This window comes from Bacillus sp. GW823-FHT06A11 (genome assembly GCF_058795355.1).
Genome location: NZ_JBXAHS010000009.1, coordinates 44,374 through 61,150 on the forward strand (window position 1 = coordinate 44,374; position 16,777 = coordinate 61,150).

The 16,777-nt window shown below is 33.4% G+C and carries 16 protein-coding genes and 1 pseudogene; 11 read left to right on the forward strand and 6 right to left on the reverse strand.

The window, feature by feature from the left end; genetic code table 11:
- Positions 1 to 74: 74 nt before the first annotated feature.
- The gene (locus AC1Q8L_RS27015) at positions 75 to 305 is read right to left on the reverse strand and encodes a helix-turn-helix domain-containing protein (protein WP_000264559.1); all 231 of its coding nucleotides are present in this window, start codon (positions 303 to 305) and stop codon (positions 75 to 77) included.
- A 219-nt stretch (positions 306 to 524) separates the two neighbouring features.
- Between AC1Q8L_RS27015 and AC1Q8L_RS27020 the strand changes: the two genes are divergently transcribed.
- The 6 genes from AC1Q8L_RS27020 (at position 525) to tdcB (ending at position 5,228) form a co-directional block, all read left to right on the forward strand.
- Positions 525 to 719, forward strand: a complete 195-nt coding sequence (locus tag AC1Q8L_RS27020; RefSeq protein ID WP_097925370.1) for a hypothetical protein — start codon at positions 525 to 527, stop codon at positions 717 to 719.
- 12 nt (positions 720 to 731) lie between these two features.
- Positions 732 to 1,898, forward strand: a complete 1,167-nt coding sequence (locus AC1Q8L_RS27025; protein ID WP_097961226.1) for an FtsK/SpoIIIE domain-containing protein — start codon at positions 732 to 734, stop codon at positions 1,896 to 1,898.
- Positions 1,888 to 2,499 (forward strand): replication-relaxation family protein, encoded by a 612-nt coding sequence (locus tag AC1Q8L_RS27030; protein WP_016513387.1) that lies wholly within the window; start codon positions 1,888 to 1,890, stop codon positions 2,497 to 2,499. Before AC1Q8L_RS27025 ends, AC1Q8L_RS27030 begins: the two co-directional genes overlap by 11 nt.
- A 68-nt stretch (positions 2,500 to 2,567) precedes the next feature.
- The gene (locus AC1Q8L_RS27035) at positions 2,568 to 2,708 is read left to right on the forward strand and encodes a hypothetical protein (protein ID WP_369812842.1); all 141 of its coding nucleotides are present in this window, start codon (positions 2,568 to 2,570) and stop codon (positions 2,706 to 2,708) included.
- 409 nt (positions 2,709 to 3,117) lie between these two features.
- Positions 3,118 to 4,230: an alanine dehydrogenase gene (gene ald, locus AC1Q8L_RS27040; RefSeq protein ID WP_327887245.1), complete on the forward strand. Its 1,113-nt coding sequence runs from the start codon at positions 3,118 to 3,120 to the stop codon at positions 4,228 to 4,230.
- Complete coding sequence (gene tdcB / locus AC1Q8L_RS27045; RefSeq protein ID WP_098312199.1) at positions 4,227 to 5,228, forward strand: bifunctional threonine ammonia-lyase/L-serine ammonia-lyase TdcB; 1,002 nt, start codon at positions 4,227 to 4,229, stop codon at positions 5,226 to 5,228. Before ald ends, tdcB begins: the two co-directional genes overlap by 4 nt.
- 268 nt (positions 5,229 to 5,496) lie before the next feature.
- On the opposite strand, the pseudogene AC1Q8L_RS27050 reads toward tdcB, so the two are convergent.
- The 5 genes and pseudogenes from AC1Q8L_RS27050 to AC1Q8L_RS27070 all read right to left on the reverse strand — a co-directional run.
- A pseudogene (locus AC1Q8L_RS27050) lies at positions 5,497 to 6,099 on the reverse strand (IS4-like element ISBce7 family transposase); the annotation flags it as partial.
- Positions 6,100 to 6,318: 219 nt separating this feature from the next.
- Positions 6,319 to 6,945: an ABC-2 transporter permease gene (locus tag AC1Q8L_RS27055; RefSeq protein WP_098312200.1), complete on the reverse strand. Its 627-nt coding sequence runs from the start codon at positions 6,943 to 6,945 to the stop codon at positions 6,319 to 6,321.
- Positions 6,938 to 7,807 carry an ABC transporter ATP-binding protein gene (locus tag AC1Q8L_RS27060; RefSeq protein WP_098312201.1) on the reverse strand — a complete coding sequence of 290 codons (870 nt, stop codon included), beginning with the start codon at positions 7,805 to 7,807 and terminating at the stop codon, positions 6,938 to 6,940. Before AC1Q8L_RS27060 ends, AC1Q8L_RS27055 begins: the two co-directional genes overlap by 8 nt.
- A 2-nt stretch (positions 7,808 to 7,809) precedes the next feature.
- Positions 7,810 to 8,184 carry a GntR family transcriptional regulator gene (locus tag AC1Q8L_RS27065; protein WP_000698389.1) on the reverse strand — a complete coding sequence of 125 codons (375 nt, stop codon included), beginning with the start codon at positions 8,182 to 8,184 and terminating at the stop codon, positions 7,810 to 7,812.
- Positions 8,185 to 8,697: 513 nt separating this feature from the next.
- On the reverse strand, positions 8,698 to 9,681 hold the full coding sequence (locus AC1Q8L_RS27070) for a glycerophosphodiester phosphodiesterase family protein (RefSeq protein WP_071714054.1): 984 nt from the start codon (positions 9,679 to 9,681) through the stop codon (positions 8,698 to 8,700).
- 333 nt (positions 9,682 to 10,014) lie between these two features.
- On the opposite strand from AC1Q8L_RS27070, the gene AC1Q8L_RS27075 reads away from it, so the two are divergent.
- The 5 genes from AC1Q8L_RS27075 to AC1Q8L_RS27095 all read left to right on the forward strand — a co-directional run bounded on the left by AC1Q8L_RS27075 (position 10,015) and on the right by AC1Q8L_RS27095 (position 16,685).
- A complete protein-coding gene (locus AC1Q8L_RS27075; RefSeq protein WP_001224401.1) occupies positions 10,015 to 10,464 on the forward strand; it encodes an arginine repressor in 450 nt (149 codons plus the stop codon).
- Between the two features lie 327 nt (positions 10,465 to 10,791).
- On the forward strand, positions 10,792 to 12,738 hold the full coding sequence (locus AC1Q8L_RS27080) for a BglG family transcription antiterminator (RefSeq protein ID WP_098282829.1): 1,947 nt from the start codon (positions 10,792 to 10,794) through the stop codon (positions 12,736 to 12,738).
- Positions 12,739 to 12,887: 149 nt separating this feature from the next.
- Positions 12,888 to 14,843: a fructose-specific PTS transporter subunit EIIC gene (locus AC1Q8L_RS27085; protein WP_071714052.1), complete on the forward strand. Its 1,956-nt coding sequence runs from the start codon at positions 12,888 to 12,890 to the stop codon at positions 14,841 to 14,843.
- Positions 14,844 to 14,860: 17 nt separating this feature from the next.
- Positions 14,861 to 15,805, forward strand: a complete 945-nt coding sequence (gene manA, locus AC1Q8L_RS27090; protein ID WP_071714051.1) for a mannose-6-phosphate isomerase, class I — start codon at positions 14,861 to 14,863, stop codon at positions 15,803 to 15,805.
- Positions 15,806 to 16,391: 586 nt separating this feature from the next.
- Entirely contained in the window at positions 16,392 to 16,685 is a 294-nt protein-coding gene (locus AC1Q8L_RS27095) for an ArsR/SmtB family transcription factor (protein ID WP_086392981.1), read from the forward strand.
- The last annotated feature ends 92 nt before the right edge of the window (positions 16,686 to 16,777 follow it).

Consider the following 16,777-nt stretch of genomic DNA (forward strand, 5'->3'; position numbering starts at 1 on the left):
GAATCGTTACCGTATCCCTATAAAAATTAATATCAAGCTTGCATAAGGAATGATATATAAAGAGTTTATTCTCTTTATATATGCCAAAAGTCAGTTACTTGTTTTCGAGAATCATGTTTTCTAACAATCTTCATTATTTTTTGCATTGTATTTGGTGATGGTACATAATCCTTGTCATTACACAGTTGGCCTAATGTATTTCTGTTTACTTTACTAGCTTTAGAAAAATCCTGAATTGAGTAATCGTAGCTAGCTAAAAATTTAGCTAGCTTTGTTCTATGTCTTCCAATACCTCTACCCCACACGCTAATCTCCTCCATAATCTTTTTTAATCATCCTTGTCCAAAATGCAAAAAACTATACGCAATTGCAAAGAAAAATTTGCATATTGTACAAGCTATTCACAATAAGATGTATCAAGGTTGCTACCAAATTAGCTATCAAGGTAACTCTACCAAATTTCTAAGTTTGTAAGCCCATGTATCATCAACATTCAAAATTCTGTTTATAAAGGGGGAATTTATATGTTAACTACATTTATCTCTTTAGGAGCTTTAGGAGTAACGACAATTGGAGGGGCGTTGTTAGAAAAGCATCTTGTGAAAAATGATCATGTTGCAGCAGCGAAACTTGTAAGTGATGGAATATATCATGGAATGAGGATAGGTGGAGTTTGTTTCATTGGGTATGTATTCATTCAAATTGTGGAGATGTTTTAAGGAGGAAATTACATGGGGATTTTAAAGGATTGGCTTCATAAACAAAGTTTGAAGAATCGACTTATAGAGGTATTTACAAAGGCAGGTTTATATGTAGACCATCAAACAAGAGGTGGAAAAGTACCCATTTATCCGAAGATACATGACATTTTTTCCTCGAAAGAAAAGGTTCGATACATATTTACCATTCCAAACGGATTAGATCCGAAAAATATTGAAAAGAAGTGGTTTTGCTTTCAACAAATATTAGGGCGTAATGTAGCAATTGAAGGTGATATTAAAAGGTTTGTACTTAATGTGTTTCTTTCGGATGCTGGGCTACAAGCATACAATTACAGTTATAAGAAGTGGCAGCCATTACTTATACAACATCATCTTCCTGTAATTGTGGGGCGTGACCAATTTGGAAATATGATTACGTATGACATGATTGCTTCAAACACGCCGCATCTTCTAATTGCAGGAGAGACGGGGAGCGGGAAAAGTAGTATGGTACGCGTTGTACTGTCTACACTTATTCAATATATGTCTCCTGATAAATTACATTTGTACCTGGGCGATTTGAAGAATTCCGAATTTCATTTCTTGCGAAGGGTGAAACACGTAAAAGAGGTTTGCATGGAAGAAATAGAAATGAAGATTATGCTGCAGAAAGTGTGGAAGGAAATACGCGAACGTAGAAAATTGATGGAAGAGTATGAAGTAGATCATATTGACGAATACAACAAATTAAATCCTGATAATCAGAAACCATATATCTTACTTGCTATCGACGAAGTGGTTATGTTGCAAGATGAAAAGGAATGTATGTCTATAGTTGAAAAAATATCGGCAGTCGGAAGGGCACTTGGAGTTTTTTTAATGCTAAGTATGCAACGACCTGATGCAAAAGTGTTGGATGGTAAGTTAAAGCTCAATATGACGGTTAGAATGGGCTTTAAATGTGATAGTACAATTAATAGTAATATTATGGGTACTCCTGGTTCAGAACGCTTGGAGCAATCTGGCCAAATGATATTAAAGTTAAATGGATTAAAGAAAGTACAATCTCCTTATTTAGAATTAAGTAAAGCCAAGAAGATAGTTGAACCTTATCGCGTTCCGAAAGAGAATATAAAGTTGCAAAACCTACCACAAGAAGAAAATCAATTATTCGGGGTGTTAGATTATGAGGAATAGAGACAAAGCCATACTAAACAATTTGAAGCGTTTTAGATGTATGTCTCGTGATGATATTATTGATTTGCATTTTCAAGGATTAAAGAACGCGGTTACATGCTGTAATACGGTGATGAAGCGATTAAGAAGAGATGGTCATGTGAATGCCAATATCTCGCAACAGCCATACATTTACTTCCCTCAATCCAGCACACTTCGCAAAACTAGCCAAAAGATTCCCCACTTTCTAGGCATATTAGATGTGTATAAACAGCTTATCTATTATGAAAAACCTAAACTGTTTAAAGTGGAGCCAAAGTACGGTAAAGAATTCATGGAACCAGATGCATTTACAATTTGGCGTAGATCTCCATTTTTCATTGAAGTCCAGAAGTCAGTTTACAGCAAAAAAGTTATGCAAGATAAAATAAATAGGTATGAATTATACTTCCACAGTCAGGAATGGCATAACGAATCTTGGCAGCCAAAAGAATCTAAATTCTTTCCATCAATACTTATAATTACTGAAAAGTATTATAATATCAGCTCTTTTAGCCTACGCATTTTTCAAGCTTCTTCAATTAGTAATTTCTTGAATAGCCTTGCTGTAAAAGCACAGTAACAGTCCCTAATTAGGTTTTTCTTTCTAAAGAGGTTTCTTAATTTACATCTACGTTTATTAGGTCATCATTGACTGAATTAGTTCATATATATTTTGCCAATGTGAATTCTAATACAGTTTCTGTTATTAATACAAGTAGCAATGCTGTTATAGCAACAATTTCAGTATATACATTCCTTAGTGGTATTTCTATAACACTAAATGGTTAAAAAGCTTTTGTAGTAATAGAAGTATTTTTCGGAATCTATTTCTTAACGATTCGCCTCTCATCAATAACATATGATAATTGATATTAATCAGTATCTTTTATTTGATACAATCGTTTGATTAGGCGTTCTTAAGTAGTGTTTGTTAACCTTCCGGGAACATAGTTACTTTCAGCGCATCGTCTCTTTAGTTACCGAATCAATTCCACATACTTTTGGTAGGAGGAATATTACCTGGGATTTCGAAAAATGTTTACATATCCTTATAACAATAATTGATATTGGATGTTTTCTACCTTAAAAGCTAGTTAGGCGATAAAAATAACATGAATGGACATAATAAGTTTGGTAAATTCATGTATTACTTTTTTAATCCTAGGTATTATATTGCTTATAAAAGGATGTGTTAGAAGTGAGAATTGGAGTAGTTAAAGAGATAAAAAAGGGAGAAGCACGTGTAGGAATGACCCCTGAAAATGTTCGGAAGTTAGTTGAAGAAGGGCATCAAATCTTAGTAGAAAAAGATGCAGGTATTGGATCAGGATATACAAATGATGAATATACAGGCGCAGGTGCAAATTTAGTAGCACAAGGAGAAGCTTGGGAAGTCGATATGGTAGTTAAAGTAAAAGAACCATTACCTGAAGAATATCGTTACTTTAAAAAAGATCTTATAATCTGGGGTTTTTTACATCTGGCTGCGTCGAAAGAGTGTGTCGAAGCACTGAGAAATGCTGGTACTACTGCAATTGCAGGAGAAACAATTAGCGAAGATGGTGTTTTGACATTATTAAAGCCAATGAGTGCAATTGCTGGGCGTCGTGCTGTATTCATGGGAGCATATTATTTAGAAAAACAACATCAAGGAGAAGGGATTTTATTATCAGGTATTGAGGGAATTCCTGCCGGAAATGTAGTTATTTTAGGTGGAGGAAATGCTGCAACTAATGCTTGTGATATGGCAATTGGAATTGGATGTAGTGTTACAATCCTAGAGGTTAATCAAGAAAGAATTGCATATTTAAGAAAGCAATACGCAACAGAAGAAGTAAATATAATTGAATCTAATACTGAAAATCTAGAGCGAACGATTAAAGAAGCAGATTTATTTATTTCAACAATTTTAATACCAGGATCTCGCCCTCCTAAAATTGTTAAAGAGTATATGGTTCAATCTATGAAGCCAGGAAGTGTCATTGTGGATATTGCAATAGATCAAGGTGGTACGGTAGAGACAGTCGATCATTATACAACTCATGATAATCCTATATTTATTAAGCATGATGTAATCCATTATGCAGTACCAAATATGCCTGGTGCTACTCCACGTACTTCAACTATGGCCTTAGCAAATGGAAATATTGAGTATTTACTAGAAATAGCTAAAAATGGATTGGAGAATGCAATCCAAAATAAACCGGGTTTAGCGACGGGGGTAAATATTTACAAAGGGACAATAACTTATGAGAATTTAGGTACAACACTAGAATTAGATTATAAGCCATTGAAAGAAGTGTTAATATGAGTAATGAGATTTTACCACTTAACATTGGGAATATAAAAAAAGCAAAAAAAATTTTAGATGGAAATGCTAGAAAAACGCCTTTGGTTAAATCTTTCTATTTAACCAGTAAAACCGGTGGAGAAATTTATTTGAAGTTAGAAAATATGCAGTTAACGGGTTCATTCAAGTTTCGTGGTGCATTTAATAAAATTTCCCAACTAACAAATGAAGAAAAAGAACGTGGTGTAATCGCTTGTTCAGCTGGAAATCATGCACAAGGTGTTGCATTATCTTCTCATTTACTTAAAATTCAAAGCAAAATTGTGATGCCAACCTCTGCACCGCAAGCTAAAGTGGATGCGACGAGAGGATATGGTTCTGAAGTTATTTTATACGGTGATACATTTGATGATGCAAAAGCGAAATGTGAAGAAATTATAAAAGAAACAGGCGAAACATACCTACATCCATATGATGATGTAGAAGTAATGGCTGGCCAAGGGACAATTGGGTTAGATATTCTGGATGATATGTGGGATGTTGATACTGTTATTGTACCTATTGGTGGAGGAGGAATTATTTCAGGAATTGCTGTAGCGCTGAAATCATTTAATCCCTCCATTAATATTATTGGAGTTCAAGCTGAAAACGTACACGGTATGAAAGCTTCTTATGATGCTGGAGAAATTGTATCACATTATAAAGCTCCAACAATAGCGGATGGTTGTGCAGTTAAAATACCTGGAAATTTAACCTTTGAAATTGTAAAAAACCTAGTAGATGAAATTGTGACTGTATCGGAAGAAGAATTAGAAGTAGCGATGAAAGACTTATTGCAACGCGGAAAGGCTGTCGTAGAAGGTGCGGGAGCATTAGCAACAGCCGCTCTTCTTGCAGGCAAAGTTGATAAATATGTACAGGGTAAAAAAGTAGTAGCGGTTATTTCAGGTGGCAATGTGGATTTAAAACGTATTTCAAGTGTATGTGAGCATTTCTTTGTTGCCAATGAAGTAAAATAACGATTGATGAATGTATATAATAAGTTGATATTGCTAAAAAGGAGCTAGGATGAAACATCTTAGTTCTTTTTTGTAATATCAGGATACTATTTAGACAGAGTTTGTTTAAAAACAAACTCTTATACAAGGGGTACAGCCACATCGCTATCAAGCTAAGCTTACGCAAAGTCAATTTTAAACGAGATTATTTCTTTTTTCTAAAGGACAAGTGTAGATGATTGAAAGATTTGCATACGAAATAAACCCTAACGGGTTTCACTTTTTTGAATTAAGCGGCTTGATTTTCAGACATGGTACAATTGTAAACGACACCTAATATATCAAAGACCGTTTTTTTCTCATATCGATGAGATTTCCGCCCGTTTTGCTGCAGGAGATTGAACAGGCGAAGTAACACCTTTGATAGCTCTTGGGTGTTTTTTTGTATAGTTTGGAATAAAAGAAGAAAATAGTCTTTAATCATATATATGGCTTTATACTCACTAAGCTCTCGTTTTTTCTTTATGAGAAGCAATTGGCGCATTTGAAACATGATAGAGGAACAGAGTAGAATTGCAATCAATTGACCATATAAATGGCACTCTAATCGTTCTGGTTTTATCTTTTTACAATGATGAATTTGAAAGAATGACTTCCACGTTTTAAATAAAATTTCGATTTGCCAACGCAAAGAATACCAGTCATGTACCTGTCCCATCGGGACAATATCTGTAGGGGTGTTTGTCATATATACATTGATACTACTGAGTCGTTTACTACGAGGAGAATACTTCATTCCTTTCTTTTTTTCTCTTACAGCTTGATCTTGTAATCGTTTTTGTTGCTGTTGTTTTGTTAATCGATGAACAATTACACGAGCGGGCACTTTGAATCTCTTGAGCAAATAATTGTAATTCGTTAGACACAGAAACAGACATAAAAAACGCCATCCTTTCCTATAATTCTACAGAAAGAATAGCGTATTTTTTCATTTGAAGGGAAAACTTTGTTTTATTAGTTTGATAGCGATTGAGTAGCACCAAAGCGTTTAAGAATAAAACTGTACAACAGTTACTTGTTAAGTATTCTATATTTCAGTTAAAAAGAATTTTTAAAAATCAGTACGTTTATAAATTCTCACCGTTAAGAAGTAAGAACAGATAAATATAAGCATGGTAACGATTGAAGCAAGTGCAATTAGTTGATTAATAGTAAATTGTGTAGTAACACTATATACAAGGTCAGTAATATGCACATATGCCTCAAGTGGTCTCCATAAAACAACACATACAGGGAAAATAATGGTGACAGCAGCCATCAAATATTTATTGGTGAAGCGATAGAAAAATGGTAAGTAGATAGACGTAAACAACATGACAGTAAGAACACTAACCATAATTGTCTGTGGAGTTTCAATTTCAACTCCATAATTCGGGGATGCAACTTGAATTACTGCTTGAATCAATAATGAAAATAGAACTACTAGAATTGTAAACAACACTGTACCGATATATTTTGACATAATAATTTTATTTCTACTATAAGGTAGGCTATTAATAAATTTGTGACTATTATTCTTTTCGTCGTAATAATGTAGATTTATCATATAAGAACCAGCCACCAAAACGACTATGAACCCAAAACTTCCAAACGTCCCTATAAAAAAGCATATACCAAGTAGATAGAATAAGATCATTAATTTTTGCAATCGAAAATCCTTTAATATTAAATTATACATATTGAATATTCCCCTTTTTTGTATAGTACATAATATCGTCTAATGTCGCTTCTTCAATTAATACATCATTTCCTAATTGCGTACGTGAACGGCTGGCGTTACTTGTGAGTGCTTCAAATCCCACGTTTGTTTCACGAATCCCGATTAATTGTTCTCTGATTTTCGGCGTAAGCAAGGATTTATCCCCTTTTACAGTTGCATATTCTTCAGAAATACTATGTATATCTTTCTCAAATACAATCTCTCCATTATGAATAAATACAATAAAATCAGCAATACGATCTAAATCGGTGGTAATATGTGTGGAGAAAAAGATTGTTTTATCCTGATCGACCATTAAATCATAAAGGATGTCTAAAAGTTCTCTTCGAAATACAGGATCGAGTCCAGATGTCGGTTCATCCATAAGTATAAATTCGGCATGGTGTGAAAGTGCAAACGCAAGGGAAGTCTTCATTTTCATCCCTGTAGACATCTCTTTCATTTTTATGTTAGTCGGTAACTCAAAGCGCTGTAAGTAGGATTGGAACTGATTTTCATCCCATTTTTTATACGCTGGAGCAATGAATTTTTTCAGTTGATGAATTGTCATATCTTCATAATAGATATTGTCATCGTATACGAATCCTATACGCTCTTTAATAGAAACTTGGTCCTTTTGATGATCTTTACCAAACACTGTGATTTCTCCACTATCCTTGCTAATAAGATCCATAATAAGTTTAATTGTCGTACTTTTCCCAGCACCATTTGCACCAATAAATCCCGTTACAAACCCCTTTTTGATGTTGAACGATGCATTTTTTAAAGAAAATTCCTTATATGTTTTTGAAACATTTTTCACTTCTACAATGTTCTCCATATTTATTCCTCCTCATAAATACGATTAATAATTTGTATTAACTCATCCCTTAATAAATGATTAGCCTTACTCTCTCGAACGATTGTACTGAACTTTTCACGTATTGGATCACTTGGTTCACCCGCACGTTGTTTCTTTGTTTGTTTTGCAACAAACGAGCCTTTCCCTACTATAGAGTAGATGTAACCCGCTTTTTCAAGTTCTTCGTACGCTCTTTTTGAAGTAATAACACTTACCTTCAAGTCTCTTGCTAATGAACGCATAGAAGGTAACGAATCATCTACTTTCAATGTTTCATTTGATATTTGTAATATAATCTGATCAATGATTTGTTGATAAATAGGCGACTTAGACTTATTAGATAGTAAGATTTTCATGATTCAACTCCTTGCCTCTTAAATGCTTATGAACACATTATACACAATGTGTACAATATATACAATATATACATTCGGAACGATGTTAATTTTTCATATAGGATACAGTCATATTGATATAAAGGCGTTATCCTTTCCTATGATTTCTCAGAAAGAATAACGCCTTTTTCATTTTAGGGGGGATATTGTCTTGTTAGCTTGATAGCGATGTGGCGGTACCCCTACAATTAAATTTAAGAAGGTATTGCAAGGTTAATAATTTATCTACAATGAGTTATTAATGTGGATTTAGCCCATTTTTTACATGTAGCTGGTTATTTTTTGATTGTTGTCGTACTTCGATTTGAATTACAGTGAGTTGCATTCATCCAAAAAACACCCCTGATTTCCTATAAATAATGGAGGTCATCAGCGGTGTTTATCGGTGTATAAAACTTCAATATTATTAATAAGTCTTCTTTTAAAATATAAATGGTTAAACATATGAAAAAACTTCGATTGTTATATCATCTTTTATTTTTGAAATACAGGTGCTATTTTATCAATGCGGTTTGTCCAAATTCCACCTGTATAATCGTCAGGAAGACGTTTTATATCTTCAAGCGAGTCAAATCCACTTGAAAATCCAAATCCATTTCCTCCTACAACAATAACTCGAGTATCAGCTTTATCCATTCGATTAAGAAAACGATTTGGCCATCCCCAAAGCCAAGGAGCTACTTTGTCTGGTATATGTAACTCCCCATGCTTCAGGCTTGAAGGCATGTAACCAGTCCACCCTAACGCCATATAAGTAAGAAGATCCTTTTTCATGGTTGCTTTAGACATTAATCGTAAACTAGGGATGCGCTCTTTTATCGCAGCAATTGGTTTATCGCCACCATATACAGTTAGTTGCTCAAGGCGTTTTGCTGGTAGTTTCTTAAGGTAAGCAGCCAATTGGATTCCTTCATTTTCATCATCACTTTTAATATGAATAAGAAAAGAGCGATCTGGAAAATGGTTAAGTACTTCATCAAGTGTTGGCATAAGATTAATCCCTTGACCACGAAAAGGGAATGTTTTACCACCATCAGCTGTATAACCATAACCAATATCAAGTGCTTGTAATTCTTTTGTTGTAAAATCTCTTGTAACACCTTTACCATTTGTACGACAATCAAGAGTCCAGTCATGAAAAATAACAAAATTATTATCTTTAGTTGGTTGAACATCAAACTCTACTAGATCAGCCCCAGCTTTAAATGCCGCTTCCATAGATGGAATTGTATTTTCTAAATAAGGATATTCAGGTTTATTTATACGTTCAGCTGTACATGTATCACCCTCAATCCCTTCCATGCTAAATGTTTGCGAAAGCCCTCGGTGAGCAAGAAGAAGAGGAGTCCTATCGGCCCTCTCAGCAAAAAAAGAACTGTTATTTACATAAACAAATACGAATAGGATAAGAATTATCCAAGTCGTTTTACGTTTTAGTAACCTTTTTATTTTATTCATTGTATTCTCCTCTTAAATATTAGTTGAAATGATTTAAACAATGTTCGTCATTTAAATACTGGTAGATGTTACAACCTATTTTATTTTATTGCAATGGATAGGATTGGTAATTGAAGGTTAGTAATTATATATCAATATAACTCTTCAGCGAATAAAGATAATTCTTTTTTATCCAGATTCTACATCCTTAAGTTAATGGATGTGTGGTGGGCTCCTATAGGGGCGTAAAGTACTCAAAACTATGAACGTTTCCGCAACATTCCCCTTTTCCTCTTCCGAATAAAATTTATAGGAAGATATAATAAAAGTATAACGATATAAGGGGCGTCTTTTATGAGAAAAGAGAAAAGACAAAGGCTAATTAAACAAGCGGTGAGAGAGTATGAAATAGATACACAAGAAAAGTTAGTAGAGCTGTTAGCAAAAAAGGGGGAAATTGTAACACAAGCTACTATTTCGCGAGATATTCGCGAATTAAATATAATAAAGACAGTTTCTTCAAACGGTTTAACTATATATAAAAACTTCACAGGAGATAATATACAAACTGATATGATGTTAAAGAAAAAGCTGGGAGAAGTTGTCGTAAAGATTGATTATATAAATCAATTAACTATTATTAAAACTTTACCGGGTAATGCACATGTTATAGGGGTGTTATTAGACTCTGTAGACTGGAAAGAAAAAGTAGGGTGTATTTGTGGGAATGATACATGTCTTGTAATTTCAAAATCACAATCAGATAGGGAGATTCTAGAAGAGAGATTAAAATTAATTATGTAGATAAAAAAACTACTAATACAGGATTTTATTTTGGTACAGAAATAAAGCAGCTTTTCCGGAGCCTTGGTAATAAATTAAACTTTTAATTAGGATACTTTACGGTATATTGAAATTAATTGTCTTCTTAGTTGTTGAAGATACTTAATATAGAAATGATGTTGGAGTATCGAGAAAAATAATTAATTCTAAATAAGAATTTTTAACGTAAGGTAGCTAAAATTTGAAAGTGAGTACAATTAATCGAAATTGCTAGTTATAAGAGAGGGTAAAAGTATCTTGTAAAGTAATGCATATAACATAGAAAGATATAAGAGATAGGTGAAATTTATGAATACAAGACAAAAAGAAATTTTATTTCTACTATTATCTGAATCTAACGACTATTCATTAGTACAAGACCTTGCGGATAAGGTGAATTGCTCTGAAAAAACAATTCGTAATGACTTTAAAATAATTGAGGAGCATCTTGCGAATTATTCAAGTGCGCTTCTTGTTAGGAAACCGGGATTAGGTGTGTACTTAGAGATTGAGGAATATGAAAAGGTGGACTTGTTTAATAAACTTTATTGTATTAATAATCGCACAAAGTATGAATCAGATGAAGAAAGAATTCTACAAATTGCATACAACTTATTAATGAATGTAAAGGCAGTTACTGCACAGGAAATGGCATCCCAACATTTTGTAAGTCGAACGACTATAAAAAAAGATTTAGATAGAATTGAAAAATGGTTACATCATTTTGATCTAACCATTGTTTCAAAACAGCGAGTTGGACTTATTATTGATGGAATTGAAAAGAAAAAAAGAAGAGCATTGGCTAGATTATCAGATTTGATTCGTAATTCTGATCTTACGAATCAATTTATTAAAGAACAATTTCAATATCATGAGGTTGAATTTGTTACGAACGAATTGAAAGCGTTACAAAAACGAAATACATTGTTTTTTACAGATGATACATTTGAAAGTTTATTAGTGCATACATTGCTCATGGTACGGAGAATGAAACTTAAACAACCTATTTTAAATGCTGAAAAGGAAATTAAAATACTGAAAGAAACAAAAGAATATATATGGACATTGGAATTTTTAAAACAGTTGGAATGTGTTTTTTCAGTTCATTTTACAGAAGAAGAAGTTACGTATTTAACAGCTCATATTTTAGGTGGGAAAATTCGTTATCAAGATAAACCAATGCAGGACAGCACACGTACTGAAAGTAATCCAATTCTTTCTATGGTTATACAGCAATTAGTTAAACGTATGTCACAGTTATATGAAATTGATTTCAGTAAAGACGAAATTTTAATTGAAGGGTTAACGATTCATTTATATACTGCATTGAATCGCTTAAGCTATGATCTTTCTGTCTCTAATCCGATGTTACACGATATAAAGAGAATGTATCCCTATGTGTTTAATGTATTGATACAAGTATTAGAAGAGATAAATGAATCTCTAAATATATATATTCCAGAAGAAGAAGCGGCTTATCTTACTCTACACTTTGAAGCATCTGTTGAACGGTTAAATCACCAGGAAAAATCTAAAAATGTAATTATTGTTTGCCATATGGGCATTGGCATGTCGCAGTTGTTACGTACAAAAATTGAGCGTAAATTTCGTCATATCCATGTTATGGACTGTATTTCAAAAGCTGATTTACAAAGTTATATAATGAAACATCGTGATGTGGATCTCGTTATTTCAACTACTAGTCTTTCAAGATTAAACATTCCTCATATAGTAGTATCCCCATTATTAGAGGGGCCAGAAGAAAAGAAGCTAGGGGACTTTATACAAAATTATGATGAGCCAAGTTATAAAGAACAAAAAGACTTTGTTATGCTCAATTATACATCTCCATTTTTAGTGTTTTTACAACAGGATATACAACATCCATATGAGTTAATTGAAAAATTAGCATATGCTTTGCATAGTAAGGGTTATGTAGATAAAGAGTATGCAGAAAATGCAATTATAAGAGAAAAAATGTCAGCAACAACGATTGGGGCAGGAATCGCAATTCCCCATGGCAACCCAAAATTTATTCAAGAATCAGTAATTGCAATTGCTACATTAAAGGAACCAATTGATTGGGGAGCAGAAAAGGTATCACTTGTATTTATGCTAGCAGTTAAAAGTGATGGACAAGAGGTAACGAAACAATTGTTTCAGGAACTATCCTTTATAAGTGAGCAACCATCCTTTATTCAAAAGCTTACGAAAGAAACAAATGTAATGAAATTTTTATCCTTTTTACATAATTAACCGAAGAGTGGAGGATCAAATAACCTGTTGTTTGCTTAGGTAAAAGATTTATTTTCCGGAAGTTACGGTAAAAAATGAAACTTTTGACGTCTTAATATTAATTTATAGTAAATGTAGGCGCTTAGTAAAAAGTGTGAGGAGGATTAAGAATGAAATTGTTGGCGGTTACATCATGTCCAAATGGGATTGCCCATACTTATATGGCAGCTGAAAATTTGCAAAAAACAGCGGATAAATTAGGAGTCCAAATGAAAATTGAAACCCAAGGTGGAATAGGGGTAGAAAATGAGTTGACGGAACAAGATATTCGCGAAGCAGACGGCATTATTATAGCTGCAGATAGAGTCGTAAATAAAGATAGATTTGTAGGGAAAAAATTGTTGGTTGTTGGGGTACAAGATGGTATTCGTAAACCAGGAGAATTAATTCAAAAAATAATCAGCGGGAATGTACCTCTTTATCATTCACAGTCAAAAATAGTAGAAAGTAACCAACAGGAAAGAAAGCAAAATCCGATATATCGTCATTTAATGAATGGTGTATCTTTTATGGTCCCATTTATCGTAGTCGGGGGATTATTAATTGCAATTGCGTTAACACTTGGGGGAGAAAAAACACCTGGGGGTTTAGTGATTCCGGAGGGTTCTTTCTGGAAAACTATTGAACAAATTGGTGGTGCATCATTTACGTTCATGGTTCCAATACTAGCTGGATATATTGCATATAGTATAGCAGATAAGCCTGGACTTGTTCCTGGTATGATTGGTGGATATATTGCAGCAACAGGAAGCTTTTACGGAAGTGAAAGTGGTGCTGGTTTTCTTGGTGGTATTATCGCTGGTTTCTTAGCTGGTTACATAGCGTTAGGAATCAAAAAATTAAAAGTTCCAAAAGCGATTCAACCAATTATGCCGATTATTATTATTCCGGTATTTACTTCTCTTATTGTAGGTTTAGCATTTGTATTTATTATTGGTGCCCCTGTCGCACAAGTTTTCGTATCATTAACAGCTTGGTTAGCAGGTATGCAGGGATCAAGTTCAATTCTCTTAGCATTAATTTTAGGGGCAATGATTTCATTTGATATGGGTGGTCCGGTCAATAAAGTAGCATTCTTATTTGGTTCAGCAATGATTGGAGAAGGAAACTATGAAATTATGGGTCCAATTGCTGCATCAATTTGTATTCCACCAATCGGGATGGGACTTGCTACTTTCATAGGTAAGGGGAAATTCCAAGATTCAGAGAGAGAAATGGGTAAAGCATCATTCACAATGGGGCTATTTGGTATTACGGAAGGTGCGATTCCCTTTGCAGCACAAGATCCACTTCGTGTTATTCCGAGTATAATGGCTGGTTCGATGACGGGTGCTGTGATTGCAATGATTGGTCATGTAGGAGACAGAGTGGCACATGGTGGTCCAATTGTTGCTGTGTTAGGAGCAGTAGATAATGTATTTATGTTTTTTGTGGCTGTAATTGTAGGCTCTATTGTGACAGCTGTTGTAGTAAATGTATTGAAAAAAGACGTTTCAAAGTTAGAAAAACAAGAAAATGAACAAATAAAAGAAGTTTCAGCAACAATAGAAGTGCAACAACTGGGACAAGAAGCTCAAGCAAGAGGCGAACAAGTAGACAAGGTAGAAATTAAAAAATTAACAGATATTACAAGTTTAGAATTAATTGAAACGGACTTAAAAGGGGAAACACGAGATGACATCATTGATGAAATGATTCAAAAGTTAAAGCAGGTGGGTGCATTACATTCAGTGATAGAATTTAAACAGGCTATTATGAACCGTGAGCAAGAAAGTACTACAGGGATTGGTATAAACATTGCGATTCCACATGGGAAATCAGCTGCCGTTAGGAAACCGAGCGTGGTATTTGGAATTAAACAATCGGGTATAAATTGGAACAGCCTTGATGGAACGGAAGCAAAGTTAATATTTATGATTGCGGTACCAAAAGGAAATGAAGGAAATGAACATTTAAAAATCCTTCAAATGCTTTCTCGAAAACTAATGGATGATAGTTATAGAGAGCGGTTATTATCTGTTCAAACAAAAGCAGAAGCATACAAACTACTAGATGAAATTGCATAGAATGGAGGATTCAAATCATGACTGAACCATTATTTTTTGCACCTGTTTTTAAAGAAAGAATTTGGGGTGGGACACATTTAACTTCTTTTGGATACGAAATTCCATCAAATCAAACTGGAGAGTGTTGGGCTTTTGCAGCGCATCAACATGGACAAAGTATTGTTAAGAACGGAAAGTATAAAGGGCTATCCTTGGGTGAACTGTGGGATAACCATCGAGATTTATTTGGAAATATGGAGGGGGAGCATTTCCCTCTTCTTACAAAAATTTTGGATGCCAATCAAGATTTATCTGTTCAAGTTCATCCTAATAATGAATATGCTAGCGTGCATGAGAATGGAGAACTAGGAAAAACAGAATGCTGGTATGTAATCGATTCCACTAAAGACGCAGAAATTATATATGGGCATCATGCGAAAACAAAAGAAGAATTAATGTCTATGATTGAACAAAAAGAGTGGAACCAACTGTTACATCGTGTGAAGGTGAAACCTGGAGATTTCTTCTATGTGCCGAGTGGAACTGTCCATGCAATTGGTAAAGGGATTTTAGTATTAGAAACACAACAAAACTCTGATACAACCTATAGATTGTATGATTATGATAGAAGAGATTCTGATGGGAATTTACGTGATCTGCATCTTGAAAAGAGTATTGATGTAATAGAAGCTCCCTTTAAATCGAATCAGTTAACGGTTAAACATGAAAAAGTAGATGATTTAAGTATAACTAACTTTATCAAATGTCCATATTTTTCAGTTGAAAAATGGGAGTTAGATGGATCAGTTCGTTTGGAACAACAAAAAACTTTCCTTCTTGTTAGTGTAGTAAAGGGGGAAGGTGAGCTAATTAAAGAAGGTGAGCACTATTTCTTTAAGAAAGGAGACCACTTTATAATACCTAATTGCTTTGGAAGGTACGATTTGGTAGGTAACTCTATATGTATTGTTTCAAGTATATAGTAAATTTTATAATTTATATATATTTATTGTTTAATGAAATACTTAAACACAAATTAACCAGTTCTTGAATTTGAGGAGCTGGTTAATTTGTTTGAAGAGTATTGGTCTTATAATCTTTTTATATTACCTGTAACATTTAGTATTCATTTTCTTGTTCTTTGTTACTTGAAACATAATCTTGCCAAAAGGGTAAAGTTATGGCTCAAATTGTGACAGATGTATGCTACAACTCACATTTATAGAAAGACGTGAAAATAGTAATTAATTTTATAGTGTATGAACGTAAGTATATGTAATAGAATTGTAGAAAATTCCTTCATTTATGACTGAGCCTATCCATTATTATTTACAATTTTAAAACATTAGATATCAGATACAAATTTATTTAATTGCATATCAGAATATATAAAAATCACGTAAACTCCAGATGAACTTCACACTCGAATACAAAATGCGTTATATAATAACTATAGAGTTTATTAATGTTACTTTAATTTTTATCTATTACAATATATAAAATATAAAATCAAACATAAGATACTAGGGTAAATAACTTTTCATAAGAAAATAATAAAGGAGAATAACGATGACAATCACGGTTCTAGAATCAAAAAAAACTAATATTACAGAAGAAGATGTTGAAATTTTGAAAATAATGGCGCATCCAATTCGTTTACGTATTATAAACGAACTAAGTAAACATAATACTTTTAATGTTTCCCAACTAACAAAAATTTTAGAGATACCCCAATCATCTGTTTCACAACATTTATCGAAAATGAAGGGCAAAGTACTAAAAGCTGAACGTAAAGGCTTAGAAATTTATTATTCAATTCGTAACAACAAAGCAACTCAAATTGTCGGCATACTCGGATATTAAACCGTATATACAATAACACAAAGATAGAGTAGTACCTGAGAAAGGGTGTTACTCTTTTTTGATTCTATAAACACAATATGACAAATGTTACT

Coding starts and splice junctions, on each gene's coding strand:
- AC1Q8L_RS27020 (WP_097925370.1), top strand. CDS start 525: ATGTTAACTACATTTATCTCTTTAGGAGCTTTAGGAGTAACGACAATT.
- AC1Q8L_RS27025 (WP_097961226.1), top strand. CDS start 732: ATGGGGATTTTAAAGGATTGGCTTCATAAACAAAGTTTGAAGAATCGA.
- AC1Q8L_RS27030 (WP_016513387.1), top strand. CDS start 1,888: ATGAGGAATAGAGACAAAGCCATACTAAACAATTTGAAGCGTTTTAGA.
- tdcB (WP_098312199.1), top strand. CDS start 4,227: ATGAGTAATGAGATTTTACCACTTAACATTGGGAATATAAAAAAAGCA.
- AC1Q8L_RS27055 (WP_098312200.1), bottom strand. CDS start 6,945: ATGTATAATTTAATATTAAAGGATTTTCGATTGCAAAAATTAATGATC.
- AC1Q8L_RS27060 (WP_098312201.1), bottom strand. CDS start 7,807: ATGGAGAACATTGTAGAAGTGAAAAATGTTTCAAAAACATATAAGGAA.
- AC1Q8L_RS27065 (WP_000698389.1), bottom strand. CDS start 8,184: ATGAAAATCTTACTATCTAATAAGTCTAAGTCGCCTATTTATCAACAA.
- AC1Q8L_RS27070 (WP_071714054.1), bottom strand. CDS start 9,681: ATGAATAAAATAAAAAGGTTACTAAAACGTAAAACGACTTGGATAATT.
- AC1Q8L_RS27075 (WP_001224401.1), top strand. CDS start 10,015: ATGAGAAAAGAGAAAAGACAAAGGCTAATTAAACAAGCGGTGAGAGAG.
- AC1Q8L_RS27080 (WP_098282829.1), top strand. CDS start 10,792: ATGAATACAAGACAAAAAGAAATTTTATTTCTACTATTATCTGAATCT.
- AC1Q8L_RS27085 (WP_071714052.1), top strand. CDS start 12,888: ATGAAATTGTTGGCGGTTACATCATGTCCAAATGGGATTGCCCATACT.
- manA (WP_071714051.1), top strand. CDS start 14,861: ATGACTGAACCATTATTTTTTGCACCTGTTTTTAAAGAAAGAATTTGG.
- AC1Q8L_RS27095 (WP_086392981.1), top strand. CDS start 16,392: ATGACAATCACGGTTCTAGAATCAAAAAAAACTAATATTACAGAAGAA.